Origin of the sequence: Schaalia odontolytica (assembly GCF_002847525.1) — a bacterium.
In the GTDB taxonomy this organism is placed as follows: domain Bacteria; phylum Actinomycetota; class Actinomycetes; order Actinomycetales; family Actinomycetaceae; genus Pauljensenia; species Pauljensenia odontolytica_B.
In genome coordinates this window covers 61,755-87,237 of the sequence record NZ_PKKM01000007.1, presented here as the reverse complement: position 1 = coordinate 87,237, position 25,483 = coordinate 61,755, and the positions used below count along the sequence as shown (strand labels likewise).

Here is a 25,483-nt window from a genome sequence, read left to right as displayed (position 1 = left end):
GTTTCTCAGCGGCGCAGCAGCATGCAGGCCGCCGCGCCCACGGCGACGCCGACGATGAACGGCACTGCGACCTTCGCGGGGGTTGGGACCTCGCGCGGTAGGACGCGCACCGTGGACGTGAACGTGAGGGTTGGCCAGCCTTCGCGCTGCGCCATCTCGCGCAGGGCGCGGTCCGGGTTGACTGCGTAGGGGTGGCCGACGAGGCGCAGGAGCGGCGCGTCCGACACCGAATCCGAGTAAGCCGAACACTCCGACAGGTCCCATCCGCGTGCGCGAGCCAGGGCCTCGCAGGCATCCGCCTTGCCCTGCGCCTGGTTGAAGTGCGTGATCTCGCCCGTGAAGCACCCGTCGTCGTCGACCGCCGCGCGCGAGGCGAGGACCTCGTCAGCCCCCAGCATCTGCGCGATCGGGCGCACCACCTGCTCGACCGACGCCGACGCGATGACGACGACGTCGCCCGCCCGCTTGTGCTGCTCGATGCGCGCGAGCGCCTGCGCGTAGCAGACGGGCTGAATCGTGCGCTCAAGCGCGTCCTCGACCGTGGCCTCGAGGAACGCGGCATTCCATCCGCGCCCCATGCGCCCCAGTGCCTGCGCCATCTGTTCCATGCGCGACTCGTCGGCGCCCGCGAGCAGGTATGGCAGCTGCACGAGGACGGAGGTGAGCGCGGTGCGACGGTTCATGAGGCCCGCCTCGATGAACGGACCGGACAGGGCCACGTTCGAGGACGTGTCCAGAATCGTCTTATCCAGGTCGAAAAAGGCCGCGCGTACCATGGCGTCTACTCCAGCGTTGGCTCAATCCACAGGGGTCCTCCATCGGATCCCTTCTGTGCACAGGGTGGCATTTTGGGTCCATGTTGTCCACAGGGGCGCGCCTGGGTGTGGACCGGTGGGGTACTCGAGGCGCATCGTGGCTGCATGACTACCCACGATACCGAGGATCCGAGCCTCGTCGCCCTCGTTGGCCTGACCCCGCCGGACCTGGAGTACGCCCGTGACGCGGTGGAGCTCGCGGGGGCGCGCGTGTCGTCGAACCCGGCGCACGCCTCGTTAGTCCTGGCCTCACCGGGCGCGCCCGTGCCCCCGGGTGCCCCATGCGTGCGCGTCGGGGATGGGGGACAGGTGAGTCTACCCGTGGATACGGCCCTCCTCGTCTCTCTGATCGCCGAGGCCGGCCGCCGGTGGGGCAGGGCGGGCGCGGTGTGGGTGGTCGCCGGGACCGCGGGCGGGGTCGGCGTTACCAGCGTTGTGCGGCTCCTGGCCCGTGAGTGTGGGCGTCGTCGAGGTGCCCGCGAGCGTTTGTGGCGTAGGCGTGCGGATCGTGAACGCGGGGATGCGCGGGAGGTCATCGTTGTCGATGCCTCCGGGTCCGTGCCCGGGTTCGCGCGAGCCTGCGAGCACGATGCACCCGGCGTGCGCTGGGCCGACCTCGATGCGGGCGAGGACTCCTATCTGCCGTCGCTGCGCGATCACCTGCCCACTGTGGGCGGAGTGCGTGCCCTCGTCGGCGATGCACGCGGCGGGGCCGGCGCGGACGACCCGCGGGTGGTGGCTGCCTGTCGATCACTACGCGCGTCCCTCATCGTGGACGCGGGACGATGGGACGCGCGAGCTGCTCGCTGTGCGTCCGTCATTCACGCCGACGCTCTCGTCCTGCTCACGCGCGCGGACCTGGAGGGCGCGTCGGCGATGGCCGCGAGCCTCGCATCCCATCCGCCTCCCTGTCCCGCGATCACGCTTGTGTCAACAGGTCGTGGGAGGCGTAGCTCGGGGCTGCATGCGTGCGCACCCCGGCCAATTCTGCGCGCCCCCACGCACCCGGGCCGGGACCTGCGTGCCCTGCGACGGGCGCTCGCATCCCTCTCTCCGGCGCGCTCTCGCGCGCGCCCCCTCGATCACGGCGACGCGCCGTATCTGGAGGTGGCCCATGCCTAACGCCTTGATGCTGCTCGCGCGCGGCGCGCCGCCCGCCCGCGCGACCGCCGACGCGTCGCGACCCGGGTGTGGTGCACGCGAAGCCGCTGGCACGCTCGAGATGCTGCGCGCACGCCAAAAGGGCATGGACCCAGCCCTCTCCGATCTACTCGACGACCCGGCCGTCACCGACGTGCTCATTAACGGTACCCATGCTTGGATTGACAGGGGAGGGGGACTCGTGCGTGTCGACGCCGGCATCCGGGACGAGGCGGACGCCCGCCACGCCGCGATACGCCTCGCGAGCGCCTGCGGGGCGCGCCTCGACGACGCCAGCCCCATCGCCGACGGCACCCTGCCGGGCGGCGTGCGCCTGCACGCGGTCCTCCCACCAGTCTCAGGATCGGGGACCCTCATCTCCCTGCGCGTCCTCGGCACCCGTCGGCTGGGCGTCGCAGACCTCGAGGCCTGCGGGACACTGCCCGGCGCGGTGGGGATGCTCCTGCGGGCGCTCGTTGTCTCGCGGGCGAACGTCCTTGTGAGTGGGGCGACCGGCAGTGGCAAGACCACCCTCCTGAGCGCCGCCCTCTCCCTCGTCCCCTCCGGCGAACGCATCGTCTGCATCGAGGAGGTCGCCGAGGTCGCGCCCGCCCACCCGCATTGCGTCCACCTCGTCGAACGCAAGCCAAACGTCGAAGGACGAGGAGGCGTCACCCTCTCTGACCTCGTGCGCGCGGCCATGCGCATGCGCCCCGACCGCCTCGTCCTCGGGGAATGTCGTGGTCCCGAAGTTCGCGACGTCCTGACGGCTCTCAACACGGGGCATGACGGGGGCTGGGCGACCATCCACGCGAACGGGGCGAGGGACGTGCCTGCGCGGCTTGCGGCGCTCGGGGCGCTCGCGGGTATGGGGGAGGGTGCCGTCGCGGCCCAGGCTTCCAGCGCCCTCGACGCCGTCCTCCACATGCGGCGCGACGCAGCTGGCCGCCGATGGGTGTCCGAGGTCGGGGTCCTCACGCGCGCTCGCGGTCCACTCGAGTGCGCGGTCGCGCTCAGCGCCTCCGCCGATGGCTGCGTCACCACGCACGAGGCCTGGGCCTCCCTCGCCCGAAGGGTCGGACTGTGAGGGTGGGCTGGGATGCGTTCGTGGACTGCCTCGGCCTCGGCGAGGTAGCGGTGGTCAGCGTGTTCGGTATATGCCTATTTGCTCTGTGTTTACGGTGTTGTATGGCCGTGTATCGGGGAGCGCATGAGAAGCGTATCGTGCGTGCGTGGATGTACCCGCGCAGCTCACGCAATCCTGCCGATGGGGCCTGGGGGCGCAGACTCCGCTGTCTCGCGGGCAACGACAACAGGGCGAGGCACCGCGGTCGCGCCATAGGTTCGCCGACGACGCGTGAGCTCTCCCTCCTGGTCGCCGAGGTCGCGACGCGCCTGCGTGCGGGAATGCCGACGGCACGAGCGTGGTCGTTGTCCCTCGCGCGCATCGGCGCGGGAGGCGCAGTGCGCGACACTGACCCATACCCGTCGATCTTCGACGAATGGGCACGCGAGCCTCCTCGCTGGAGCGTCCCGTTGCGCGCGCGATCCCCGGATGCAGACGCTGCCAGAACGGCAGCTGCGTCCATCGCTCTGGCCTGCCGCTTCAGCAACGGCCTCGGCGCGCCCCTGGCTGACATCCTGGATGCCATCGGGGACAGCGTTGACGATGCGCAAGCCGTCGAAGAATCTCGCCGCGTTGCTTCTGCCGGTCCCCTCATGTCCGCGCGCGTCCTCGCGGCGCTTCCCCTGGTCGGAATCGTGTCCGCCCTCGCGCTGGGTGCCTCACCATGGCATTTCTACACGGGCGCGACCGTTGGGAGGGTCTGCGCTCTGCTCGGAATACTCGCGTGGGTGGCGGGCATCGTTTCGTGCCGCAGGATCCTCGCGCGGGCCAGACAACCCGATGAGGATACCGATGCTGCTCTGACCTGCGACCTCGCCTCCGCCGGGCTTGCATGCGGTGCGGCGATCCCGCGCGTCCTCGATGCGCTCGCATCGGCTAGCTCATGCGAGTCTCTCTCCTGGACGGCCTGCGCATTGCGGCTTGGGTCTATGTGGGGCGAGGCCTGGGAGGAGACCCCGGCATGGGTGCACCCGCTGCGAGACGCCCTCGAATCCGCCTGGACCAGCGGCAGCGCACCGGAAACGATGCTTGCGCGCAGTGCCTCCTGGGAACGTCGAACCCGCCTGGCGGAGGCGAAGACGCGCGCAGAAGAACTCAGCGTCCGGCTCGTTGGACCGCTCGGCGCATGTTTCCTCCCCGCGTTTCTCACACTCGGAATCGCGCCCCTCCTCGCCTCCCTCACCGGTGGTATCGGCATGTAGCTCTTATCCACAGGGGTCGCTGGGGCTCGCGAGTTATCCACAGGGCTGCCAATCCGCGTGGAACCGCAAAACTACGAGCGCGCACACTAGCTCTACGCGTCGGTAGGCGCGAGAGACGAAAGGACAGATCAATGACGATCATCGACAGAATCGACTGCGCGGTGACGCGAGCCCAGCTCATCGCGATGGCGACCGTGCAGGATATGGGACGTGCCATGAGGGCCGGATCCGGTGGGGATAGCGCGGAGGGGCGTGATCCTGAGGAGGGCGCGACCACCGTCGAGTACGCAATTGGGACTATTGCCGCCGCTGGATTCGCTGGCTTGCTCATCGTGATCCTCAAATCGGACGCCGTGCGGGCAGCCCTGGAGTCCATCATCCAGGAGGCGCTCAGCACCCGATGAACAGCGATGAGCGCGGATACGTCACCGTCGAGCACGCCATTGGCTTCCTCGCGGTTACGGTCGTCATCGGCGTCATCGTCGCCGCCGCGCAGGCTGGGATGACTGGAGCCTCCCTGTGTCAGGCGGTGCGCGAGGGCGCGCGGGCCGCCTCCATCGGACAGGCTGACCCGCAGGGAGCGGCCTCAGCAGCCTATCCGCCCGGCTCCTATGCGGTCACTCGCTCGGATGGGTGGGTGAGCGTCACCGGCACTGCCCCCTACCGCGGGGCGGCCGGCTGGATCGGGGGCATCGCCCGTTGCACGGTGACGACCATCGACGAGGGGAACCTGCCGTGACGCATGTACGGATAGCTGGACGCGCGGCTGTGTCCCGACGTGGGCCTGTCGTGTATGGGCGCGCCGGCGACCGTTCCGGCGAGGAAGGATCCGGAACGGTCAACTCGGTGGGTTTGATTGTTCTTGCGCTCGCGCTCGCGGTGGTCCTCGGCGGGATTGGTGTCGCTCATCGCGAGCGGGTGCATCTGCAGGCCGTCGCCGACCTGGCGGCCCTGGCCGGGGCGGAGCAGTCCGCCACCGCCGCATGGGAGGACGTGGGGGAGAGGCCCTGCGCGGCTGCCTCCGTCGTTGCTCGCGCGAATGGTGTGGACATCCAGTCCTGCGAGGTGCGTGATTCTGACTGCCTGGTGGTCCTCACGCAGCCAGTCAGAATCGCTGGTATTTCAACGAATGTGAGCGCTCGGGCGCGCGCCGGACCGGGCGAGTGAAAAACTCACAGGAAATTGCCAGGTTCGTTCAATGGTTCCCACAGGTGGGGTTCGTACATTAATAGTCATCAAGCCAAGGGCGACACCCACAAAGGGTGAGCCAAGAAAGGGAGCGCATCGGAAGACTTGCACTGTGTTGATGGGATACTCGAAGGGGTCGGCCTTATGGCCGGCCCCTTCGAGTATCTACAGCGCGGACTTCATGCCCCCGGCGCGCGCTCCTGGAGGTAGGTAAGCAGCGTGATAGCGCCCTGTTTGGACAGGGGTTCGTTGCCGTTGCCGCACTTGGGGGACTGGACGCAGCGCGGGCACCCGGACTCGCAATCGCAGGAGGAGACGGCCTCGAGCGTGGCCGCGACCCACGACCGCGCGCTGGCGAAGCCGGCGAGTACGTGCCCGGCGCCGCCTCGGAACGCGTCGTGAATGAACACGGTGGGCGCGCCCGTGTCGTCGTGCAGCTCGGTCGACAGGCCGCCCAGGTCCCAGCGGTCACAGGTCGCGACGATGGGCAGGATCCCGATCATCGCGTGTTCGGTGGCGTGCAGCGTGCCCGCCAGATCGGCGGCCTCGATCCCCATTGCGGCCAGCGCCGCAGGGGTGAGGGTGAACCACGTGGACTTCGTGGGCAGCGTGTGGGTGGGCAGGAAGAGCTCGATGTTACGGATGAATTCGAGCCCGGGCAGGCGCAGCAGGTCGTAGTCGGTGACCCGCGTCGACACGTTCGTCGGCCCGTGATGCCAGGTGACCGTCCCGTCCCCGCACACGTAGGTCTCCTCGATCGCGCATACCTCGACGCTCGTGTGGGTCGCCGAGCGCGTGCGCAGGGGAGTGCGCACCTCCTCGACCAGGGCGACGCGCGCGTCGTCGGCCCGCGCGGGTGGGATGATGATCGACGAGGCCTGGGCCCCCTCGCGCTCCCCGCCCCCGAGGTGCTCGGTTCCCCGGGTGCCGCCCGACGCCTTGGGCAGGAGCGCGCGCGGCCATCCCTGGGCGGCGGGAGCGGTGGGCGTGGTGAGGGAGCTGAGGGAGAGCACGTGGAAGGTGCGCCCCTGGTGGATGTAGATGGCGCCGGGGAAGACCTGGGCGTCGGCGGATGCCTGGTCGATGGTGCCGATGACGGTGCCGGTGGCCGCGTCGACGATCTGAACGTCGCCTGCGGCTCCGCGCAGGTCGGTGAGGTCGCTGGGGCGCTCGGGCCTGGTGGCGTCCCAGAAGAACCCTGAGGGCCTGCGCTTGAGGTATCCGTCGGCGACGAGGCGTTCGGTGACCCCTCGCAGTTCCGGTCCAAAGTAGGTGATATCGGACGGAGTGATCGGTATTTCGGCGGCCGCGGCGGCGATGTGCGGTGCCAGCACCCACGGGTTGGAGGGGTCGATGACGGAGGCCTCGACCTCGCCGAGAATGTGTTCCGGGTGGCGCACCAGGTACGCGTCCAGCGGGTTGTCGGAAGCAATAAGCACGGAGGTTCCGGGCGCGCCCGCGCGACCCGCGCGGCCGATCTGCTGGCGCAGGGATGCGCGCGTGCCCGGCCAGCCGACCGTGATCGTCGCGTCCAGGCCCGAGATGTCCAGGCCCATTTCGAGCGCGGACGTCGTGGCGAGCGCCCGCACTCCTCCCGTGCGGATCGCCTCTTCGAGCGCTCGGCGCTCCTCGGGCAGGTAGCCGCCGCGATACGCGCCCACCCGGCCTGCGTTCGCGGAACCACACGCCGAGAGGCGGTCGCGCACCTGAGCGGCCACGGCCTCGGCCCCCGCGCGCGAGCGCACGAAGGCGAGGAGGCGCGCCCCCTCCTCGACGAAGGCGGTGGCGAGGTTGGCGGCTTCGACCCCGGCGCTGCGCCGCACGATCGGGACCTTGAGGGTGGCCGTGCCGGGCGGCGCGTCGAGGGCCTCCAGGAAGGAAGAAATGTCGACCTCAGACTCGTCGGCCATGATCGCGCCCTGCCACAGGACGAGCTCGTGCGCGCCCGCCGGCGAGCCGTCCTCGGTGATGGCGACCGCGTCGCGCCCCGTCAGCGCGCGGCCCACCGCCGCTGCGTCGCGCACGGTCGCGCTCAGCATGACGACGCGCGGATCCGCGCCCAGGTGGTGGGCGATGCGCAGCAGACGGCGAACGACCAGTGCAATGTGCGAGCCGGTCACGCCTCGCCAATGGTGGGCTTCGTCGATGACGATGAGGCGCAGCGACGCCAGGAAACGCGACCACCGCTGGTGCGACGGCAGCATCACGTAGTGCAGGAAATCGGGGTTCGACAGGATCAGGTCAGCGCCCGCGCGCGCCCACTCCTTCGCCTCGCGCGGCGTGTCCCCGTCCACGGTCGTCGCGCGCACACGGCGCAGCCTCTCATCGACGAGGCCGGGGCTTCCTTCCGGGTCCGCGCTCGCCTGTGCGTCGGCGGGCTTGTCGTCCTGGCCAAGCAGCGCCATGAGCGAGGCCAGCTGATCCGCCGCCAGAGCCTTCGTCGGAGCCAGGTACAGGGCGGTTGGGCGGCGGTGAATCGCGGAAATACGCGACGAATCCTCGGCTTCCACCAGGTCGGAGAGGATCGGCGTCCACGCGGCCAGCGACTTGCCCGAGCCGGTCCCCGTCGCGAGCACGACGTCGCGACCCTCGCGCACAGCGTCAATGGCCTCGCGCTGATGAATCCACGGGCGCTCCACGCCGCGCCGCGCCCACGCGTCCGTGACCGCGGGCGACACCCACTGCGGCCAGTCCGCGATCTTTCCTGATCGGCCCGGCAGTGTCACGTGGCCGAGCAGCCGATCATCCCCGGCGCTCATGCGCTCCAGAACATCGAGCAGGTGCGCGGGAGAAGGAGAGGACAGGCCATCGCGCGGCCGATCGGGCGAGGAAGCCCCGGCCTCGTTCGACGAAGACGTCTCAGAAGCGGGTGAGAGGTCAGCGCTCATTCGCGCCCGGATTCACCGAGCCCCAGCGCCTCGGAGGCGGACTCCTTCACGTACTGGATCGCCGCGATACCCGTCGAAATACCCGACGAAATCGCGTCGCGCAGCTGCACGTCCGACAGTCCGGCCTCCGTATCCACGACGAAATCCGCGTACACGCCCAGCGTCCCCTCCGGCGAGGTCGCCGTGTACACCGTCGGGAAATACTTCTCGCGATTCCAATTGTCGGCCGTCGCAAACAGCGCGGGCTCCGCACTTTCCGCCGGCAGATCCGACTCCCACAGCGCGCGAATCGACAGGAAACGCCCCGACGTATCGAAAGACACCAGGAACGGAACATCGTCAAAAATCGCGCCCGCCGCACGACCCTTCTCGATCACGTCCAGCGCATAGCCCATCTCGCGCACAGCCTGAACGACCCGCTCAAAATCTGCGGGGTAGGGGGTCACCTCATCCTCGGGCACCACGTACGGAACGTTCACAGCGACACCTCCCGACCCTGGGAATCCCAATCCACGAACCCGGGCAACGTCACCTCAAGATCCGCGAAGAACCCCATAATCATCGACATGGACGTCTCAAAGAAATTATCCAACTGAGCCTGCGTGAGTCCCGACATCACCACGACGTTGCACTCCGCGATCAGGCCATACTGCGTGCCGTCCTCGAGGGGAGCCACGTACGCCTTCGGGCCCGTGCGCGTCGAATTGCAGGCCGCGACCTCGCGAGCGAGCTCGCCGAACTGCTCAGGCGTGCGCGCAATTCCGCGCCACTGAGCGCGCAACTGCAAAATCTGAGGGTTCGTCGCATTCCAGAAAAAAGCGGCATTCGGCGTCAAATACGCCAGCTCGCCCTCGTTGTAGTCGCCGAAACGCACGTCCCGAGAACGCAACAAATCCCGAATGCGATCGGTGCTGACAGGTGAAGATGTAGCCACTGACAACTCCCGCGTGAAACGTACAGAATCGGACACCCCCACTGTAACCGAGGCCTCTCTCCCGCGCGCGCCCACGTTGTCCGACAAGTCTTGACATGGGGCCTCCCGTCACTCTTCGACGAGGCCAGGGCAGGTACGCGGGGCGCCCACCCGCTGTGTGCTTGCCTTCGATTTGCAAGAAAGCGAAACCAATACACGCGCCCGCGCGTCCCTCCACTACAGTGGATACGAAATATCGCATCGACACGAACGGAGGACACCATGGACGACCCCAACGCTGCCCTGCCCTCCGACCCGGCCGTCGACGAGTCCTACACCAAAGGCTCACGCCCCGTGCGCCCCCGCGCGCGCTCGTCGGCATCCGCCGAGACCGCCGGCCGCTCCTCCCGAGCGGAGCACGCCGCCGCAACCCAGCAGCCCGCCCGAGGACGCACCCCCGCACCCCAGGCCAACGGCGAGGTACCGGCGGCGAACGCACCCCAGCCTCGTCGACTCCTGTCCGACTCCTGGTACCGGCTCAAGCTCGCCCGACGCCTCGGCGGCGTGACGATCTGCCTCCTGCTGACGATGCTCATCAGCCACGTGGCGCTCGCAACCGCGCCCGGGCAGGTCCTCGACACCATCCTCATGGAAGGCACGATGCGCTCGGCGAGCCGCTACGAGTCCTTCTCGATGCTCATCACGGGTATTGTGTCCGTGCCTGTCATGGTCGCGGCCGGCCTCGTTGTCGCCGTCGTCGCCGCTGCGCGACGTCGGCCCACGCTCGCCGGACGCGCCCTCGGCGCCGTCGTCGGTGCGAACGTCACAACCCAGATCCTCAAGGACTACATCCTCACCCGCCCCAACCTCGGAGTCACGACGGGGGCCGGAAACTCCCTGCCTTCCGGGCATACGACTGTCGCCGTGACCCTGTCGCTGGCCCTTATCGTGGTCGCACCCCAATGGTTCCGCAGCCCCTCCGCGTGGATCGGGTGGGCGTGGACCTCGCTCATGGGCGTGTCCGTCATGATGGAAGGCTGGCACCGGCCTTCCGACGTCATCACCGCCGCCCTCATCGCTGGGGCGTGGGCCCTCGCGCTGTCGCCCATCGAGCGGCGTCCCCGGCACGGCGCGAAAGTTCAACGTGTCATGGTGTGGGCGAGTCTCGGGCTCATCGTCATTGCGCTGCTGGCCACCGGAGCCGCCATGTGGGGCTTCAGTATGTCCGCCGCATCCCCCGGGTCCGGGTACGGTTTCGAGGACTTCCTGCAGATACGTCCCTGGCGTTCCCGCGTCCTCGGCGTCGCAGCCGTCGGGTGGGTGAGCGCCGTGTGCGGCCTCATCATGCACGAGGTCGACCGACTCGCGGGCGAGTAATTCCTGCTGTTGTCGCTTGTTCCCCCGACAGATCTCCGGCCGCCGTGCGGCCTGCCGGCCCGCTCGCCGTCCGCGTCGCGTGTTATTGCTTGTGGCGCCGCTGGTGTTCCGGGCGCCGTTGGGCCCGGCCGCTGTGTGTGCCGGTGGGCGGCGGCCCGCCCGCGAGTCGTCCGCGCCGCGAGCTTCGCTCGGCGCGTCGTCTCGAAGCCCGGCCAGGCCCCGCCACCGCCCACCGGCACCGCGGCAGCTCCCTCCGGCGCCCTCCACACCGGCGGCGCTTGTCGCTGATCGGTGGCTCGGTTCTGTGCCTTGAAACACGGCCAGGCCCCGCCGCCTAGCAATTTCGCATGCAATTCCCTCGAATGTGTTTCATGGTTTGAAGTCTGATTGTTGGAATTCTGCGGATTCTGCGTTGAGGTGGGGTTGAGCTGAGTTGGAATTGCATGCGAAATTGAGGGAGGGGGCTCGCACAGTGCACCGCCCCTAGCGTTGCGGGGTTTGGGCAGTGGATAATGAGGAGACGGGTGGCAAGCCGTCGACGCCCGTACAACGCCCACCCGCAGTTCCGTCCCGAAAGGACTGACATGCCTCGTCCCGCATCGGCCGTCGTCACCTCCAAGCCCGCGCGCTTCGTCCTGGCCCTGCTGCGCATCGCGGTTGGCTTCATCTTCCTGTGGTCGTTCCTAGATAAGACGTTCGGCCTGCACTATTCGACGGGCCCGTCGCGCGCGTGGATCAACGGCGGCACGCCCGCGCAGAGCTACCTGACGGGTGCGACGACCGGCAAGCCCCTGGCTTCTTTCTTCGAGTCGCTGGCCATGCCCGCCATGGATTGGCTGTTCATGCTGGGCCTCCTGGGTATCGGGCTCGCCTTCCTGCTGGGGATCGGCACGCGCCTCGCGGCAGTTGCGGGCGTCGTCATGCTGGGCTTCATGTATGCGGCGGTCGCCCCGTGGGTGTGGGGCTCCCTCAATCCGGTCGTCAATGAGCACCTGGTCTACGCGCTCGTTCTCATCCTGATCCCGCTGACCAGCGCGGGCGACACACTCGGCCTGGGCGCGTGGTGGAAGGGCCTGGGGCTCGTGAAGAAGCTGCCCTTCCTCATCTGATTCGTTCAACAGTCTCGACGAGGCCGTGGCCGGGTTTCCGGTCGCGGCCTCGCTGTGTTGGCGTCGGCTTTTATGTTGTAGTTTCCCAACAATCTCGCATGTAATTCCCTCGCACATCTTTCAAACATTGAAATCCAGTCGTTGGTATTGCAATGTTTGTGGCGGTTGTTGAATTGTCAAGAAAACGAATTGCATGCGAAATTTCCTGGGCGAGGCCGGGGTGTGGCCGGGGCGAGGCCGGGGTGTGGCCGGGGCGAGGTTGGGGCGTGGGCAGGGCGGGGCTGGGGTGAGGCCGGGGCGAGGCTGGGGTGTGAATGCGCAACGGGACGTTGGTCCCCGATGGGTGTCGAAAAAAGACGCGCGTGGCGAGCGGAACTGCTCGCCGCGCGCGTCGCGCTTCTGACGCACGTATGACAGTAGATATTGTGGTCACCGTTCGTATCAAGCACTACATCTAGTGATTGATAGTCGCGTTCCCCTAGATCTAGGGGAGCCTCACGCCGGGCGGAGGGAACCACCACCACCCACAGTGCCACGGCCTCGCCCCACGAGGGCGGAGGGTCCATGACGTGTCGATCATGCGACCGAACAGCAGTACCGGCCGCCCACCGACGCGCAGGGCAAGAGGCATCCGCCGCCCCACACAGTCCCACGACACCACACATCTCCCACCCAGTGCTCAGCAGCCTGCAGCACACAACGGAATCATGACAGGACAAGGACCATGACCAGCTCGCCCCGCTACGACGTCGACGCCATCGCAACCGTGCAGGAGTACCTCGATCGCTCAGATTGGCGGGTGAACGCCAATGCGAACCAGGGGTATTCGCTCGGCGGCCTGATCCTGAACTCGGCGGGGAAGATCGTCGCAAACTACTGGCTCGAACACGTCTACACCCCCGAAATCGGCGCCCCGCACCGCGAGGGCGACTACCACATCCACGACCTCGACATGTTCGCCGGATACTGCGCCGGGTGGTCCCTCAAGCGCCTCATCCAGGAGGGTTTCAACGGCGTGGGCGGCGCGATCGCCTCGGCCCCGCCCAAGCACTTCTCGTCGGCATGCGGCCAGATCGTCAACTTCCTCGGCACCCTCCAGAACGAGTGGGCGGGCGCCCAGGCCTTCTCCTCCTTCGACACCTACATGGCACCCTTCGTGCGCCTGGACGACATGGAGTACGAGGACGTCGTGCAGTGCATGCAGGAACTCATCTACAACCTGAATGTGCCCTCGCGCTGGGGCAGCCAGTGCCCCTTCACGAACCTGACCTTCGACTGGACGTGCCCGGACGACCTCGCGGACGAGCACCCCCTCATCGGCGATGAGGTCGTCGACTTCACCTACGGCGAGCTGCAGCGGGAAATGAACCTCATCAACCGCGCGTTCATCGAGGTCATGACGGGCGGTGACGCGGACGGGCGTGTCTTTACGTTCCCCATCCCGACCTACAACATCACGCCCGACTTCGACTGGGAGGGAGAAAATGTCGACGCCCTCTTCGACATGACCGCGAAGTACGGCCTGCCCTACTTCCAGAACTTCATCAACTCCGACCTGGACCCGCACATGATCCGCTCGATGTGCTGCCGCCTCCAGCTGGACCTGCGCGAGCTCCTCAAGCGCGGCAACGGCCTCTTCGGGTCGGCCGAGCTGACCGGATCGATCGGCGTGGTCACGCTCAACATGGCGCGCCTCGGCTACCTCTACAAGGGGGACGAGGAGGGCCTCGTCGCGCGCATGGACGAGCTCATCGACCTGGCCTCGCAGTCCCTCGAGATCAAGCGCGAGACCATCCAGCACCACATGGACCACGGCCTCTTCCCATACTCGCAGCGCTACCTGGGCACGCTCGATAACCACTTCTCGACGATTGGCGTCAACGGCATGAACGAGATGGTGCGCAACTTCAGCGATGACGCCTACGACCTGACGGACCCGCGCGGCTTTGACATGTGTGTGCGCGTCCTGGACCGCGTGCGCGAGCGCATGGTTCAGCTTCAGGAGGCCACCGGCCACATGTACAACCTGGAGGCCACTCCTGCGGAGGGCACGACCTACCGCTTCGCGAAGGAGGACCGTAAGCGCTTCGCCGACATCATCCAGGCGGGAACGCCCGACGAGCCCTACTACACGAACTCCTCGCAGCTTCCCGTGGGCTATACGGATGATCCGTTCCAGGCCCTCGAGGACCAGGAGGTGCTGCAGGGCAAGTACACGGGCGGCACGGTCCTGCACCTGTACATGGGCGAGCGCGTGTCCTCGGGCGAGGCTTGCAAGGAGATGGTGCGCCGCTCGCTGACGGCCTTCAAGGTCCCCTACATCACGATCACGCCGACCTTCTCGATCTGCCCGGTCCACGGCTACCTGGCCGGCGAGCACTTCACCTGCGAGAAGTGCGCGGCCGCCCACCCCCACGCGGAGCCGCAGGCCTGCGAGGTGTGGACGCGCGTCATGGGCTACTTCCGCCCGGTCCAGTCCTTCAACATCGGCAAGAAGGGCGAGTACCACGAGCGTCAGATGTTCTCCGAGAGCGCCGCGGATGCGCACGGTGAGCTCGTCAGCGCGTTCCCTCCCGCGGGGAGCCGCTGAGGTGGGCGCCCGTCCCCATGACGACGAGGCCGGGGCGACCCGGGAGGGCACGCTGAGCCTGGGCGTCCCCGGCCTCGTCGGGGGGCGGGCTGCGCGCGAGTGGACGCCGGACGACCTGCAGATCGCCGGCCTCGTGCCGATGTCGACCGTGGACTGGCCGGGGAAATTTGCGGCGTCCCTGTTCCTGCAGGGGTGCCCGTGGGCGTGCCCGTACTGTCACAACAGCGCGATTATCGACCCGCGCATCCCGGGGGTGGTCGCGTGGAGCGCGCTCGAGGACCTGCTGGCGCGCAGGCGCGGCCTCCTCGACGGTGTCGTGTTTTCCGGCGGCGAGGCGACCCGCCAGATCGCGCTCGGGGCGGCGATGGCGCGCGTGCGCGAGCTCGGCTTCAGCGTCGGCCTGCACACCGCGGGCCCCTACCCGCGTCGTCTCGAGGAGTTGCTCGGCGCGGGCCTCGTCGACTGGGTGGGCATCGACGTGAAGGCGACCCCGGGAAATTACGAGGCCGTGGCCGGCCGAAGCGGCGCGGGCGAGCGGGCGTGGGAGTCGCTGGGCATCGTCTTGGCCCACCCGGAGGTGAACCACGAGGTGCGCCTGACCGTCTACCCAGACGGGCCCGGCGACGGCTTCGAGGTGGCGGCGCGGGCGCGCGAGATGGGGGCGAGGACCTTCGCCCTCCAGCAGGCCCGTGACCTGGGTGCCCCCGACGGTTTTTCCGCGACGAGGCCGGGGTGGGACGACCAGGTACGCTCGCTCGCGCGGGACATCGAAACGCTGGACTTTGACAGGTTTATCTTCCGTGGGGCCTGATAGAGCTTTTGTCAAGTGACAGCGCCGCATGTTGGGAAAAAATATGGTGAAGGTTTCACTTGTGACCACTGATCGCGGTATTGTGTAACAACCTCGTGACCATGAAGTCTGGAGTTTCGATGGCTGAAGAGCTGCACTTCGACGATCCTGCGGCGGCTGCCCAGGACCCGTCGACCGACGCTGAAGCGCTGCGCCAGCTGGCGTATCGCTACCCCGAGCTGCGCCCGGCCGTGGCCGCACATCCGCACGCGTACCGCGGGCTGCTCGACTGGTTGCACCAGTTCAATGACCCGCAGGTCAACGCGGCCCTCGAGGCCCGCGACGACTACGACGGCTACATCGACTCCAACGGCTACCTTGTCATGCACGGAGATGTGTCCGGCGCGGTCGCCGGCTCATCGATCCGCACCTCCGAATCCGGCATGTACGTGCTCGGCCAGGGTGGCGTGAACTCTTACTCGCAGGTCGAGCGCACGACCCCCTACTCTGCGGTCGTCGGCTCGAATGCGCCCGTCCCGAAGGTGGGCGCGCGCGAGCAGGTGGTCGCCCAGGTGCAGCGTCAGTCCATCATGGGCAGCAAGGGAGCTCAGGATCCCGAGGCGACCGCTGTCTATCCGAGCGCGTCCTCCGGCTCGTCCTACCCGAGCGCCTCGGGAACCCCCGCGCGCGTTCAACCCACGCCGCAGGCCTACCGGGGTGCTGGCGCGTCCTACCAGGTGCAGTCCACCGCCTCGCAGGGAGCGGCCCCGCAGGAAGTCAAGGAACGTCGAGGCTTCCCGTTCATGGCCGTCATCCTCGGCGTCCTTGCCATCACGGCGGCGGTCCTCCTCGCCTTCGTTATCTACGTGTTCACGCGTGGTTACGAGGGGCCCGCGGCCGGATCGAACCCGAGCTCCTCGTCGTCCTCCGCGTCGGATCCGACCCCGTCGGCAAGTGCCACGACCGAGGAACCCGTGAAGTACCCGGCGCCCGCCGGAGCCATCACCGTTGACGCCTTCTCCTCCCCGTCCGGCAACATCACCTGCTCCTTCACCGCTGACGGCGTCAGCTGCGGCATTGGCGAGTCCGATTGGGCCGAGGACGGCTACGCCTCCTGCTCCGGTAGCAAGGTCGGCGTCCTGAGCGCCTCGAAGGATAAGGCGGGCCAGTCCTGTGAGAGCGCCGCCCCCGCAGGCGGAAACGCGCTCGCATACGGAGCTGCCGCCACCAAGGGCGACTTCGCGTGCCACTCCACGCAGGACGGCATCAGCTGCTGGAATACGAAGACCGGCCAGTCTTTCGCGCTGGCTCGCGGCGGCTGGATGACCGGCACGACCGGCGAGATCGGCCCCGAGAAGTTCACGTGGAACGACTGACCTCACGCGCATAAGGGGGCGGGCCCGAGGATATCCTCGGGCCCGCCCCTGTCATCTGCGGAAGCCTACTGCGCCTTCTCAATGGGGCCCAGGATCAGGTTCGCCCACGCGGCGTGCAGGGACTCCTGATCTGAGGGCTGGAAAAGGCCAGCGAGCGCGTCGCGGTAGAGGCGTGAGAGCTCGTGCGTGTTGTAGTAGGCGCTGCCGCCGCACGCGCGCATCGCCTGCTCGACGGCGCGCAGCGTTGCCTCGGCGGCCGCGTTCTTCGCGGCGGACAGCTGCGGCATCCAGGAGCGACCGCGGTCCACGCCCTCGTCGATGTCGCGAGCGAGCTCGCGGATCTGCGGGCCGACCGCGTTCATGATGAGGGCGGCCTCGGCGATGCGCCAGCGGATGTCCGGGTCGTTGGCGTAGGTCGTCTGGTTCTTCACCGAGCGGCGCTTCGCCACGTGATCGGCGGCCACCTCGACGGCGCGCTCACCCACGCCCTGGTAGGTAGCGGCGAGCAGGATCTCGAAGTGGGAGAAGATGCCGAAGATGACGGGGTCGGCGCTCGGTCCCGGATCCGTGATCGTCAGGATGCGCTCCTCGGGCACGGTGACGCCCTCGAGCAGTGTCGTCATGGACTGGGTGGCGCGCATGCCGAGCGTGTTCCAGTCGTCCTTGATCGAGTAGCCCTCGTCGTCGCGGTGGACGATTCCGAACACGGACTTGGGCCCCTCCTCGGTCTCGGCGCGGCCGAAGATGAGCAGGCGCGTCCACACGGGGGACAGGGAGGTGAAGATCTTGGTGCCCTCGAAGGAGTAGCCGCCGTCTGCGGTCGCGGTTGCGCGGGTCGTCGAGCCAAAGAGCACGAGGTCGTTGCCCGGCTCGGAAATGCCGAAGCCAAAGACTTCGCCGGCGGCGGCGTCGCGCAGGATCTGCTCGCCGCGCGCGTTGCCGTGGGCGACCAGGTAGCGACCGAGGCCGACGATGATCTGGTGCATGTTGATGCCCAGTGCCGTGCCGGGAGCCGCCTTGGCCAGCGCCGTCTGCTCGGCGGCGATCTCGGTCAGGCTTAGGCCAGCGCCACCGAACTCGGTGGGAACGAATGCGCGGAGGTATCCGGCGTCTCGCAGGTCAGCGAGGTCGGCCTCGGGGTAGGTGTTCGTCGCGTCGGCGTCGGCGGCACGCTCGTGGATGCGGGCAAGGAGGTCGGAATCCAGGAAGCTCATCGAGGTCCTCTTTCGGGTTGGACAGGGGACGAGGCCGGGGTGCCTCGCGCGCGTCGGCGCCCATGGAGGGGTGGTGATGCGCGACATGATCCCCGTTGCTAAGGGTGACCTTACTGTAGCGCTGGGGGTGAGGTGGGGGCGAGATGTAATGTGCCTGACGGGGCGTTGTCTGGCCTCGGGCCGCTCCGATTCGATAGGCTGGACACTGTGAGTACTCCGAACGCGCCCCGCACTGCCCTCACCCCTCGCCAGCGATTCCTGCGCGAGCGCCAGCAGCGTCAAAACATGACGTTCGCTGTCATTGGTGTCGTGATGTTAGCGGCCGCGGTGGTGGCCTCCCTCGTGTTTACGGGCATTATCCCCGTTCCTTTCGGTAACGACTTCTCGGTCAAGATCAAGTATGCCGAGACCGGTGACATTCCCTGCCCGACGGTGAACGCGAAGCCCGTCGCCCCCGATCAGGTGTCTGTCTTGGTCATCAACACGACGCAGCACCAGGGCCTGGCCTCCAAGGCAACGGAGATGCTCACAACCGCCGGATTCCAGACGCAGGAGCCCGCGAACGCAGACGTCGAGTACACGGGTAAGGTGCGCATTACCGCCGGTCCGAACGCCGTGGATAACGCATACTCGGTGGCGCGTTTCTTCCCCGGCGCACACGTGCGTCTCACCGACGCGCAGGATTCCACCGTGACAGTCGAGCTCGGAACCTTCTACGACGACGCGATGAGCGCCGAGGACGTGCAGCGAGTCCTGAAGTCCACGGACCCCGTCGAACAGCCCGCGAAGTGCCGCCCGATGTCGGGTACGCAGCAGGACTGACACGCAGCGATAAATGGGAAGGCCGCCCCTCGGGGCGGCCTTGTCGTATCGGCTCCGGCTTTTCCTGATGGGGCTCAGGTGACGGGGACACCGCGCTCAGTGGCTCGCCAGTGGACCGGCTGGCCCCCGGCCTCGGATGTTCTCCAGGAGCGCCTCGCCGTCCGAGCCGTACCAGACGGGGATGGACTCGGGGACGGTCCACAGGGCGTCGGGCACCATGGCCTCGAAGCTGCCGTGTGCCATGAACTGCTCGATCTCGGACAGGGAACGGATCGCGATGCCCGCGACGCACTGCGGGAACTCGCGGGCGAACTCCGCGTAGATTTCCGGGTCGTGCTGTCCGTCGTCGCCGACGAGGAGCCAGCGCATGTGCGGGAACATACGGGCCAGGCGGCGCAGCTCGCGGCGCTTGTGCTCCGGTCCCGAGCGGAACCATCCCGTATTCGACGGGCCGAAGTCCGTCATGAGAAAGCCGCCGGCCGGGTAGCCGGAGCGCTCCAGGAAGGAACGCACCGTCGGCACGACGTTCCACGCGCCGGTGGATAGGTACATGATGGGGGCGTGGGTGCCCTCGGGCACGCCCTCCGACGAGGCCGATGACGTCGTCAGCGTCGTCAGCAGCTGCGCCATGCCGGGGACGGCCTCGCGCGAGGATACGCGGTCCACGAAGGCATGTTTCGCGGCCGTGACCAGGCGCGGCAGCATTGACACCATGACGGTGTCGTCGATGTCGGAGACGACGCCGAAATGCTCGCGATCCGACACGATGCGCACGCGTACGGAAGTGGGTCGGCCGGCGCGGATACGGCCCTTGCGGGGGCGCTCGTACATCGCCGAGGCCGGGGCGGGCAGCGGGGTCGCCGTGCGCAGGGTGGTTGCGAGCTTGGCGGCGGTATCCTCGGACAGGCCGAGCGCACGGATGTCGCCCGCGTGCAGGACCTGAATGGTCGCGTCGTGCCATCCCGGTTCCAGGCCGTGGCCGAGCACCGTCATGTCGACGAATCCGCCGCGGTCCGCGAAGGCGAGTCGGCGCGCGTTGCCGACCGTGATGAGCACAGGCTGACGGGGGACCTGCGCGTTGAAGAACTGACGCCATCCGCGCCGGTTCTGCAGCCAGGAGCGGCCGTCGTCGCCGCGCGCCATGAGGACGCGGCCGAGGATGCGGGCGCTGCGCTCAGAGCCGATGCCGCCGAATCCGACGACGCCCGGGTAATACCAGCCCTGAGACATGGCCGCGACCAGCAGAGACGAGGCGAATTCACCCACGCCTGCCGTCAGGGCGAGCGCGAGCGAAGGAGATTCGTCGTCGATGAGAGGCGGTCGGAGGCGCATGAGGGCAATCATAGGTCCTCGCGCCCGCGTGGGCGCAAGAATCGAGGGGGATTGTGTCCTCAGTCGAGGGGGAGCTCGGGCGTCGGGGCGGCCGTATTCTTACGCAGCGCGGGCAGGCCGATCAGCATGAGGAGGACCATCGCCCATCCTGCGCTGGCCATGGTGAACAGGCCGCCGCGCGCGCCGATAGCGTCGATCGCGGGTCCCGCGACCGCGGTTCCCAGGGAGACACCCAGGCTGATCGAGGTGGACATCCAGGTGAGGCCCTCGGTGAGCTTCGCGGGGGAGACGGAATTCTGGATGATGACGTTGACGTTCGTCATCGTGGGGGCGCAGGTAAGGCCCGTGATGAGGATGACGATGGCCATCGTCCAGACGTTGAAGGCCACGGGGAAGAGGCTCATGCCGATCGCCATCGCGATCACGCCGATCACGAAGAGCTGCCAGGTGGGTCGCCTCCATGTGCGTGCGCCGTACACGAGGGCGGCCGTCAGCGAGCCGATGGAGAAGAGGGCGAGGAGGATGCCGCCGAGCGCGGGGATGCCCAGCTCCTCGGTGAAGCTGACCATCGACACTTCCATCGCGCCGAACGTCGTGCCCATGCCGATGTAGGTCGCCGCCATGACGAGGACGACGGGCTTGCGGATGACGGACTCGCGCGGGGCGCTCGGATCGTGGGGGATGATCGCGGGCTCGGAGTCACGGCGTGACAGGAACAGGAAGCCGCCCACTGCCAGGCTCGCGATCGAGATGATGAGGCCGGTCGCGGGGTGCACCGCGGTGCCCAGGACGGTGGAGAGCACGGGGCCCACGATGTAGACGAACTCGTCGACGGCGGATTCGAGGGCGTAGGCGGTCGTCAGCTGGCCCGGCTTGTGCAGGATCGTCGACCAGCGCGAGCGCACGAGTGCGCCGGGTGCGCCCCACGTGGCGCCCGCGAGGGCGGCCGGGATGAAGAGCGTCCACGCGGGGGCGTGCATGATGACGGCGGCGACCAGCGCGGACATCGACAGGACCGAGATCGTCCACGCGGGGCCCATGACGCGCAGCTGCCCGTGGCGGTCGACGCGGCGCGCGAGGATGGGCGCGCAGAGTGCCATGACGATGATGCTGACCGCGGCAACGGCGCCGGCCAGCGTGTAGTTGCCGTACTCGGCGCGCACCATCAGGATCGTTGACAGTCCCACCATGGACATCGGCATGCGCAGAACAAGGCCAGCCGCGGAGAATTTCCAGGACTGGTGGTAACGCAGAATGTCAAGATAGGTGCCGAGCATCCATTCATTGTATCACCGGGGCAGCGTCCCGAAAGCCAAGCGACATGGGGCGTACGTAACCATTCGGGCCCTCCGCGAGGGGAGGGGAGACCGCGAAAATAGCCACGGCCTCGTCGACAGGGGACGAGGCCGTGGCGGGTATCGGGCAAAGGTCTAGTCGGTCACCTCGAAGACGCCGAGCTGTCCCTTTTCCGCCAGGGAGAGCGCGTGGTTGACGAAGGCGTAGTGGCCGGCCTCGAGCGGCGTGAACTCGACGAATCCGCCCTCGGCGGCGCCCAGAGACAGGACCTGGCCCCAGCCGCCCCCGCTTCCGCCGCCTCGGATCACGTAGGCGCCCTCGCGCCACACGGTGTCGAATTGGGTGCCCACCACGTGGAAGGTGGTCGCCAGGTTCGGGCCCGCGTCCATGACCCACACGCGCACGCGCTCGTTGGTCTTGATCTGGATCGGGTGCGCCTTGTACTGGAAGGGCACGCCGTTGAAGGCCATCGCGTTGGGCTGCAGGGCCGACAGGAGCGAGGCATCTGCGGGCTGACCGTCCGCGCCCAGGTAGAGCTCGGAGGCGACCATGACGTACTCGCGGTCGACCTTGTCCAGGTCGGTCGGGTCGATGATGACGGCTCCGAACATGCCGTTTGCAATGTGCATCGACATGGGTGCGGTCGAGCAGTGGTAGAGCCAAATGCCCGCGTTCTTGGCGACGAAGGTGTACTCGAGGGTCTGCCCGGGCTCGATGGAGTGCATGACGTTATCGGGGGCGACGAGGCCCGCGTGGAAGTCCAGCGAGTGGCTCATCGTCCCGTTGTTCACGAGCGTGATGTGGAAGGTGTCGCCGATGTGTCCGCGCAGGATCGGGCCGGGAGCGTCCCCGTTGAAGGTCCACGACTCGCGCGTCAGGGAGCTCGTGACGTTCACGGTCTGCTCTGTGACCGTGAAGGTGTAGTGACGCTCGGTCTCGTTCGTGGCCGGCGGCAGCACCGGGTCGCGCGCGTCGATGGTTGCCGCGTAGTCGGTGAGGGCCGTCGCGGTGGCCGGTCCCGCGGCGGCGTCCTGCCCATGGTCGTGCCCGTGGTGGGCGTGGCTATCCGAGGCCGAGGTCCCCGAGGAAGACGAGGTCGCGCCCGTGGCCTGCACGTGCAGGGTCATGCCCATCTCGCGGTGACCCGGCAGGGAACACCAGCCCTCGACGTCACCGGAGATGACGCCGAGGTCGAGTTCCTTCGTCTCGCCCGACGCGAGCGATCCGGAGGACACGCCCGTCTCGAACACCAGGTCGTGGCGCTGGTCCCCCGAGTTCGTGAAGTCGATGATGAGACGGTCACCGACCGGCACCTCGATGTGGTTCGGCGTGAAGGCCATACCGTCGACGCCCACGGACACGTGGGTCGTGTGCCCGGTCGGCGTCACGGACGAGGCCGTGGTCCCGGTCCCCGTGCCCGTGCCCTGCGTCGTGGGTGCGGACGGGTTGGAGAGGAAGATCGCCAGCGCGAGTGCGACGACGGAGACGACGCCGACGATCGCTCCGGCCGTGCGGCTCACCGGCGAGTGGTCGCCCGTCGGGCTCATGCGCAGCTTCGGCGTTTCTTTCGACGTGGACGCCTTCGGGTTCGCGCCTCCCGACGACGGCGAAGCAGACAGGTTCAGGTCAGCCACGGCGGCCTCCTTGCGTGGTGGGGGATGAAGAGGCGGCGCGCTTGGCGCGCGCCTGGGCCACGCCGCCGCGGCCCAAGAGGACGATGTCGACGACGTAGGTGGCCAGCAGGACCACCCACGCGGCGATGGTGAGGCGCTCGGCGAGGATTCCGCCCAGGGAAGCGACGGCGAGCGCAAGGACTGCGGCCACGTTGCGAGCCGCCTCCCGGATGGGGGCCCCGGCCTCGAGCACGCTGACGCCGACGCGCACCGCGGACGGGCCGCCGCCGATGACGACGGGCATCAGGTAGGTGAGCGCGCCGACGAAGAGCTGGCCCAGCCCGGCCGCGCCCAGGATCGGCATCCACGCGAGGAATGCTGCACGCAGCCCGGTCGCGTCCGCCGATTCAAAGGCGCGCAGGGATGCAGCGGCGCCCGCGACGAGGATCCAGGCGGCGCCCAGCATGAGGGACCATGCGCCGTACTCCGCCGGCCCCTTTGTCAGCGCCACGCGCACCAGCGGAACGCCCACGCCCAGGGCGGCCGCGCCCACGACGACGAGGAGACCCACGGAGGCAACGCGCATCGACCCTGCCACAGCGCCCGTGCCGCCGACGAGAAGCGCAGCCACCCACAGGGGCAGGGCGCTCGTCGCGAAGGACACAGCCCGCGGATCCATGCGCGTACGCATCGCGGTCGGCCCCAGCGTCACCAGGGTCCCGCCCATCGTCAAGCCCACCCAACCGGCGACACCCGCCAGCGCGTGGGCGACCGTCAGACGATCCCGGGCCTCGGCCAGCCACGCGGGTGCGTCCGCGTCAAACATCGCCGCCGTGACGAAACCGGCCAGCGTCGCGCCGACCACCAGGAAGAACGCCGCCGCGATGTAGTACCGGATGATCACCGCGAAACGCGAGGCCAGGCGCTCGCGGGACGCGGTGAGCAGCGCCCACCCGTGCCAGGCCGCGATCAACCCGACAACGGTCGCGCCCGTGACGGTCGCATGCCACAACCCCGACCACATACCGCCGATGAGGAGCAGCAGGGACAGATTAAACGCCGTGATGCGCACGGTGTTGTCGCGCCCCGCGCGCCGGTCGTCCGGGGCCAGGTGTGCGAGCGCGCGCGTGAAGTACCAGGACCACTGGAAGATCCCGTTCGACAGGACGCCGAGGGTCACCAGGTGGATCATCGTCCACAGGTTCTGCGGGATGCGGCCTCGGGCGACGATCGTGACCGCAGCGGCGATGGCCGCCACGCACATCCAGACGGAAGTCGCGCGGTCGGTGCGCGGGACGCGGGGCTTGTTCATCGGGCCTCCCGAGCGTTCGCGCGCGCCCGGCGAATCGTCACCGTCAGCGTCGTGGCTACGAAGAGGAGCATGCCGACGACCCCGAGGGCGCCGCCCAGGCGCCACGGGTAGGCGGCCTCGCGTGCGCCCGCGAGGAGACGCAGGAGGAGGGAGACCTGCAGGAACGCGAAGGGGACCCACATGGCGCCGTGGTAGGGGACCTCGCGCCGGGCGACCGCCGGGATGATGACGGGCGCGTGGGCCAGCAGCATCGAGACGACGAAGCCGATCGTGATCGCGTGGACGCCGGCGTCATAGCCGTATCCGTCGAAAGCGGGCGGAGCGATGACCCACATCAGCGCCGGTACAAGCGCCCACGCGTATCCGCTCAGCATGCACACGGCCGCCAGGCGAGGCAGGCCGCTCATGCGCACGGTGCCGCGCGCGACGTCGTGCCACGCGGTGTCCGCCATGAGAACGCCGAGCGAGAGCCCGATCAGTGGGTATCCGATCGCGGGGGAGTAGAGCGCGACGGTCAGGCCCACCATGAGTGCGGCGCTCTCGGCGGTGATGCGCCGCTCGGTGGAGCCGGACGCGAAGGCGAGGCGCGCGAGCTCGACGCGTTCACCGACGATTGTGACGATCAGGAAAGCGAGCCACCAGGGCACCGCGCGCGGCGTCTCGAGGCCTCGCCACCATAGGAGGATGCCGCCCAAGCCAATGAGCGCGCCCATCAGCTGGATGAGGACCGCGTGGGTGGCCTGCCGACGGGTCCATACGTAGCAGTAGATGGCCGTCAGCAGGGCCATACCGAGGGTGATGAGGAAGCCGGGCATCATCCGCTCGGGCGCGAATCCGGGCAGGTGGGCGGCCAGGTAACGCGGAATCGGCAGGTTCGCGAGTGTCGCGCGTACGCCCTCGTTCAGGGAGATGACGACCGCGCTGATGCCGCCGGCTCCGGTGAGCAGGGGAGCGGCGTACGCCCACGCGCGACGCCCGTCGGATTGTAGGGCGACCGCGCGCTCGAGGCAGATCGCGGTGCCCAGGAACCCGTAGATCATGAGGAGGCCGTGCACGGTCCCCAGGCTTGTCGAGGCCACGGGCGCGATGGCTCCCAGACGCACGAGGGAGGCGTCCAGTCCCGCCAGGAGCGCGACGCCCGCGAGGAGCAGGAACGCGAGGCGGCCGACGGGCAGTCGGGGGATGGGTAGCCTCACCGTCGTTGTCGACGAGGCCTGGGCCGGTGCATCCGGTCCCGCGGGGTGCGCGGGTGGGCGGGATGCCTCGCTCATGTGGGCTCCTGGAGGTGGTGGGCGTGAGTCGGCCCCGGTGGGGGCGACAGTGCCAAGGTAGCCGCCCTGCCAGCAATTTTCTAGGGGTGCGGGCGGTAAAAATATGTGA

The 25,483-nt window shown here is 68.3% G+C and carries 22 protein-coding genes; 12 read left to right on the top strand and 10 right to left on the bottom strand.

Annotation, left to right across the window (positions count from 1 at the left end; translation table 11 throughout):
- Window positions 1–5: 5 nt before the first annotated feature.
- The gene (locus tag CYJ22_RS06095) at window positions 6–776 is read right to left on the bottom strand and encodes an HAD family hydrolase (protein WP_101601842.1); all 771 of its coding nucleotides are present in this window, start codon (window positions 774–776) and stop codon (window positions 6–8) included.
- A gap of 144 nt (window positions 777–920) precedes the next feature.
- Between CYJ22_RS06095 and CYJ22_RS06090 the strand changes: the two genes are divergently transcribed.
- From CYJ22_RS06090 to CYJ22_RS06065, 6 genes are all read left to right on the top strand, one after another.
- The gene (locus CYJ22_RS06090; protein ID WP_101601840.1) at window positions 921–1,937 is read left to right on the top strand and encodes a hypothetical protein; all 1,017 of its coding nucleotides are present in this window, start codon (window positions 921–923) and stop codon (window positions 1,935–1,937) included.
- On the top strand, window positions 1,930–3,042 hold the full coding sequence (locus tag CYJ22_RS06085; RefSeq protein WP_101601838.1) for a TadA family conjugal transfer-associated ATPase: 1,113 nt from the start codon (window positions 1,930–1,932) through the stop codon (window positions 3,040–3,042). Before CYJ22_RS06090 ends, CYJ22_RS06085 begins: the two co-directional genes overlap by 8 nt.
- Before the next feature lie 377 nt (window positions 3,043–3,419).
- A complete protein-coding gene (locus tag CYJ22_RS06080) occupies window positions 3,420–4,283 on the top strand; it encodes a type II secretion system F family protein (protein ID WP_243390466.1) in 864 nt (287 codons plus the stop codon).
- Between the two features lie 131 nt (window positions 4,284–4,414).
- Window positions 4,415–4,687, top strand: coding sequence for a DUF4244 domain-containing protein (locus tag CYJ22_RS06075; protein ID WP_007589919.1), 273 nt, complete (start codon window positions 4,415–4,417; stop codon window positions 4,685–4,687).
- A complete protein-coding gene (locus CYJ22_RS06070; protein ID WP_007589916.1) occupies window positions 4,684–5,022 on the top strand; it encodes a TadE/TadG family type IV pilus assembly protein in 339 nt (112 codons plus the stop codon). The genes CYJ22_RS06075 and CYJ22_RS06070 overlap by 4 nt, the downstream gene beginning before the upstream one ends.
- Before the next feature lie 50 nt (window positions 5,023–5,072).
- Window positions 5,073–5,450 (top strand): Rv3654c family TadE-like protein, encoded by a 378-nt coding sequence (locus CYJ22_RS06065; RefSeq protein ID WP_007589917.1) that lies wholly within the window; start codon window positions 5,073–5,075, stop codon window positions 5,448–5,450.
- A gap of 200 nt (window positions 5,451–5,650) precedes the next feature.
- On the opposite strand, the gene CYJ22_RS06060 is transcribed toward CYJ22_RS06065, so the two are convergent.
- The 3 genes from CYJ22_RS06060 to CYJ22_RS06050 all read right to left on the bottom strand — a co-directional run bounded on the left by CYJ22_RS06060 (window position 5,651) and on the right by CYJ22_RS06050 (window position 9,293).
- Window positions 5,651–8,230, bottom strand: a complete 2,580-nt coding sequence (locus CYJ22_RS06060; protein WP_101601927.1) for a DEAD/DEAH box helicase — start codon at window positions 8,228–8,230, stop codon at window positions 5,651–5,653.
- 125 nt (window positions 8,231–8,355) lie between these two features.
- Window positions 8,356–8,838 (bottom strand): YbjN domain-containing protein, encoded by a 483-nt coding sequence (locus CYJ22_RS06055; protein WP_007588049.1) that lies wholly within the window; start codon window positions 8,836–8,838, stop codon window positions 8,356–8,358.
- The gene (locus CYJ22_RS06050; protein ID WP_034496262.1) at window positions 8,835–9,293 is read right to left on the bottom strand and encodes a YbjN domain-containing protein; all 459 of its coding nucleotides are present in this window, start codon (window positions 9,291–9,293) and stop codon (window positions 8,835–8,837) included. Before CYJ22_RS06050 ends, CYJ22_RS06055 begins: the two co-directional genes overlap by 4 nt.
- A gap of 261 nt (window positions 9,294–9,554) precedes the next feature.
- Between CYJ22_RS06050 and CYJ22_RS06045 the strand changes: the two genes are divergently transcribed.
- The 5 genes from CYJ22_RS06045 (at window position 9,555) to CYJ22_RS06015 (ending at window position 16,514) form a co-directional block, all read left to right on the top strand.
- The gene (locus CYJ22_RS06045; RefSeq protein ID WP_101601836.1) at window positions 9,555–10,649 is read left to right on the top strand and encodes a phosphatase PAP2 family protein; all 1,095 of its coding nucleotides are present in this window, start codon (window positions 9,555–9,557) and stop codon (window positions 10,647–10,649) included.
- Between the two features lie 584 nt (window positions 10,650–11,233).
- Window positions 11,234–11,758: a DoxX family membrane protein gene (locus CYJ22_RS06040; RefSeq protein ID WP_007589743.1), complete on the top strand. Its 525-nt coding sequence runs from the start codon at window positions 11,234–11,236 to the stop codon at window positions 11,756–11,758.
- 724 nt (window positions 11,759–12,482) lie between these two features.
- Window positions 12,483–14,348: a ribonucleoside triphosphate reductase gene (locus CYJ22_RS06030; RefSeq protein WP_101601834.1), complete on the top strand. Its 1,866-nt coding sequence runs from the start codon at window positions 12,483–12,485 to the stop codon at window positions 14,346–14,348.
- Window positions 14,299–15,159, top strand: coding sequence for an anaerobic ribonucleoside-triphosphate reductase activating protein (locus CYJ22_RS06025; RefSeq protein ID WP_101601832.1), 861 nt, complete (start codon window positions 14,299–14,301; stop codon window positions 15,157–15,159). The genes CYJ22_RS06030 and CYJ22_RS06025 overlap by 50 nt, the downstream gene beginning before the upstream one ends.
- Window positions 15,160–15,278: 119 nt before the next feature.
- Window positions 15,279–16,514, top strand: coding sequence for a sodium pump decarboxylase (locus tag CYJ22_RS06015; RefSeq protein WP_101601830.1), 1,236 nt, complete (start codon window positions 15,279–15,281; stop codon window positions 16,512–16,514).
- 65 nt (window positions 16,515–16,579) lie between these two features.
- On the opposite strand, the gene CYJ22_RS06010 is transcribed toward CYJ22_RS06015, so the two are convergent.
- Window positions 16,580–17,728: an acyl-CoA dehydrogenase family protein gene (locus tag CYJ22_RS06010; RefSeq protein ID WP_007587597.1), complete on the bottom strand. Its 1,149-nt coding sequence runs from the start codon at window positions 17,726–17,728 to the stop codon at window positions 16,580–16,582.
- A 207-nt stretch (window positions 17,729–17,935) separates the two neighbouring features.
- On the opposite strand from CYJ22_RS06010, the gene CYJ22_RS06005 reads away from it, so the two are divergent.
- Window positions 17,936–18,550 carry a LytR C-terminal domain-containing protein gene (locus tag CYJ22_RS06005; protein ID WP_207760516.1) on the top strand — a complete coding sequence of 205 codons (615 nt, stop codon included), beginning with the start codon at window positions 17,936–17,938 and terminating at the stop codon, window positions 18,548–18,550.
- Between the two features lie 96 nt (window positions 18,551–18,646).
- Here CYJ22_RS06005 and CYJ22_RS06000 read toward each other — a convergent pair whose 3' ends face one another.
- From CYJ22_RS06000 to CYJ22_RS05980, 5 genes are all read right to left on the bottom strand, one after another.
- Window positions 18,647–19,894, bottom strand: coding sequence for an App1 family protein (locus tag CYJ22_RS06000; protein WP_101601827.1), 1,248 nt, complete (start codon window positions 19,892–19,894; stop codon window positions 18,647–18,649).
- A gap of 47 nt (window positions 19,895–19,941) precedes the next feature.
- The gene (locus CYJ22_RS05995) at window positions 19,942–21,159 is read right to left on the bottom strand and encodes an MFS transporter (protein ID WP_101601825.1); all 1,218 of its coding nucleotides are present in this window, start codon (window positions 21,157–21,159) and stop codon (window positions 19,942–19,944) included.
- A 153-nt stretch (window positions 21,160–21,312) separates the two neighbouring features.
- Window positions 21,313–22,812: a multicopper oxidase domain-containing protein gene (locus CYJ22_RS05990; protein ID WP_207760515.1), complete on the bottom strand. Its 1,500-nt coding sequence runs from the start codon at window positions 22,810–22,812 to the stop codon at window positions 21,313–21,315.
- Window positions 22,805–24,103, bottom strand: coding sequence for a hypothetical protein (locus tag CYJ22_RS05985; RefSeq protein ID WP_101601823.1), 1,299 nt, complete (start codon window positions 24,101–24,103; stop codon window positions 22,805–22,807). Before CYJ22_RS05985 ends, CYJ22_RS05990 begins: the two co-directional genes overlap by 8 nt.
- Window positions 24,100–25,374 carry a hypothetical protein gene (locus CYJ22_RS05980; RefSeq protein WP_101601821.1) on the bottom strand — a complete coding sequence of 425 codons (1,275 nt, stop codon included), beginning with the start codon at window positions 25,372–25,374 and terminating at the stop codon, window positions 24,100–24,102. Before CYJ22_RS05980 ends, CYJ22_RS05985 begins: the two co-directional genes overlap by 4 nt.
- Window positions 25,375–25,483: the final 109 nt, after the last annotated feature.

Bases quoted from the DNA above. Each gene is read 5' to 3' on its own strand.
- CYJ22_RS06095 (WP_101601842.1), bottom strand. From the start codon at position 776: ATGGTACGCGCGGCCTTTTTCGACCTGGATAAGACGATTCTGGACACG.
- CYJ22_RS06090 (WP_101601840.1), top strand. From the start codon at position 921: ATGACTACCCACGATACCGAGGATCCGAGCCTCGTCGCCCTCGTTGGC.
- CYJ22_RS06085 (WP_101601838.1), top strand. From the start codon at position 1,930: ATGCCTAACGCCTTGATGCTGCTCGCGCGCGGCGCGCCGCCCGCCCGC.
- CYJ22_RS06075 (WP_007589919.1), top strand. From the start codon at position 4,415: ATGACGATCATCGACAGAATCGACTGCGCGGTGACGCGAGCCCAGCTC.
- CYJ22_RS06070 (WP_007589916.1), top strand. From the start codon at position 4,684: ATGAACAGCGATGAGCGCGGATACGTCACCGTCGAGCACGCCATTGGC.
- CYJ22_RS06060 (WP_101601927.1), bottom strand. From the start codon at position 8,230: ATGAGCGCCGGGGATGATCGGCTGCTCGGCCACGTGACACTGCCGGGC.
- CYJ22_RS06045 (WP_101601836.1), top strand. From the start codon at position 9,555: ATGGACGACCCCAACGCTGCCCTGCCCTCCGACCCGGCCGTCGACGAG.
- CYJ22_RS06040 (WP_007589743.1), top strand. From the start codon at position 11,234: ATGCCTCGTCCCGCATCGGCCGTCGTCACCTCCAAGCCCGCGCGCTTC.
- CYJ22_RS06030 (WP_101601834.1), top strand. From the start codon at position 12,483: ATGACCAGCTCGCCCCGCTACGACGTCGACGCCATCGCAACCGTGCAG.
- CYJ22_RS06025 (WP_101601832.1), top strand. From the start codon at position 14,299: ATGCGCACGGTGAGCTCGTCAGCGCGTTCCCTCCCGCGGGGAGCCGCT.
- CYJ22_RS06015 (WP_101601830.1), top strand. From the start codon at position 15,279: ATGGCTGAAGAGCTGCACTTCGACGATCCTGCGGCGGCTGCCCAGGAC.
- CYJ22_RS06010 (WP_007587597.1), bottom strand. From the start codon at position 17,728: ATGAGCTTCCTGGATTCCGACCTCCTTGCCCGCATCCACGAGCGTGCC.
- CYJ22_RS06000 (WP_101601827.1), bottom strand. From the start codon at position 19,894: ATGATTGCCCTCATGCGCCTCCGACCGCCTCTCATCGACGACGAATCT.
- CYJ22_RS05995 (WP_101601825.1), bottom strand. From the start codon at position 21,159: ATGCTCGGCACCTATCTTGACATTCTGCGTTACCACCAGTCCTGGAAA.
- CYJ22_RS05985 (WP_101601823.1), bottom strand. From the start codon at position 24,103: ATGAACAAGCCCCGCGTCCCGCGCACCGACCGCGCGACTTCCGTCTGG.
- CYJ22_RS05980 (WP_101601821.1), bottom strand. From the start codon at position 25,374: ATGAGCGAGGCATCCCGCCCACCCGCGCACCCCGCGGGACCGGATGCA.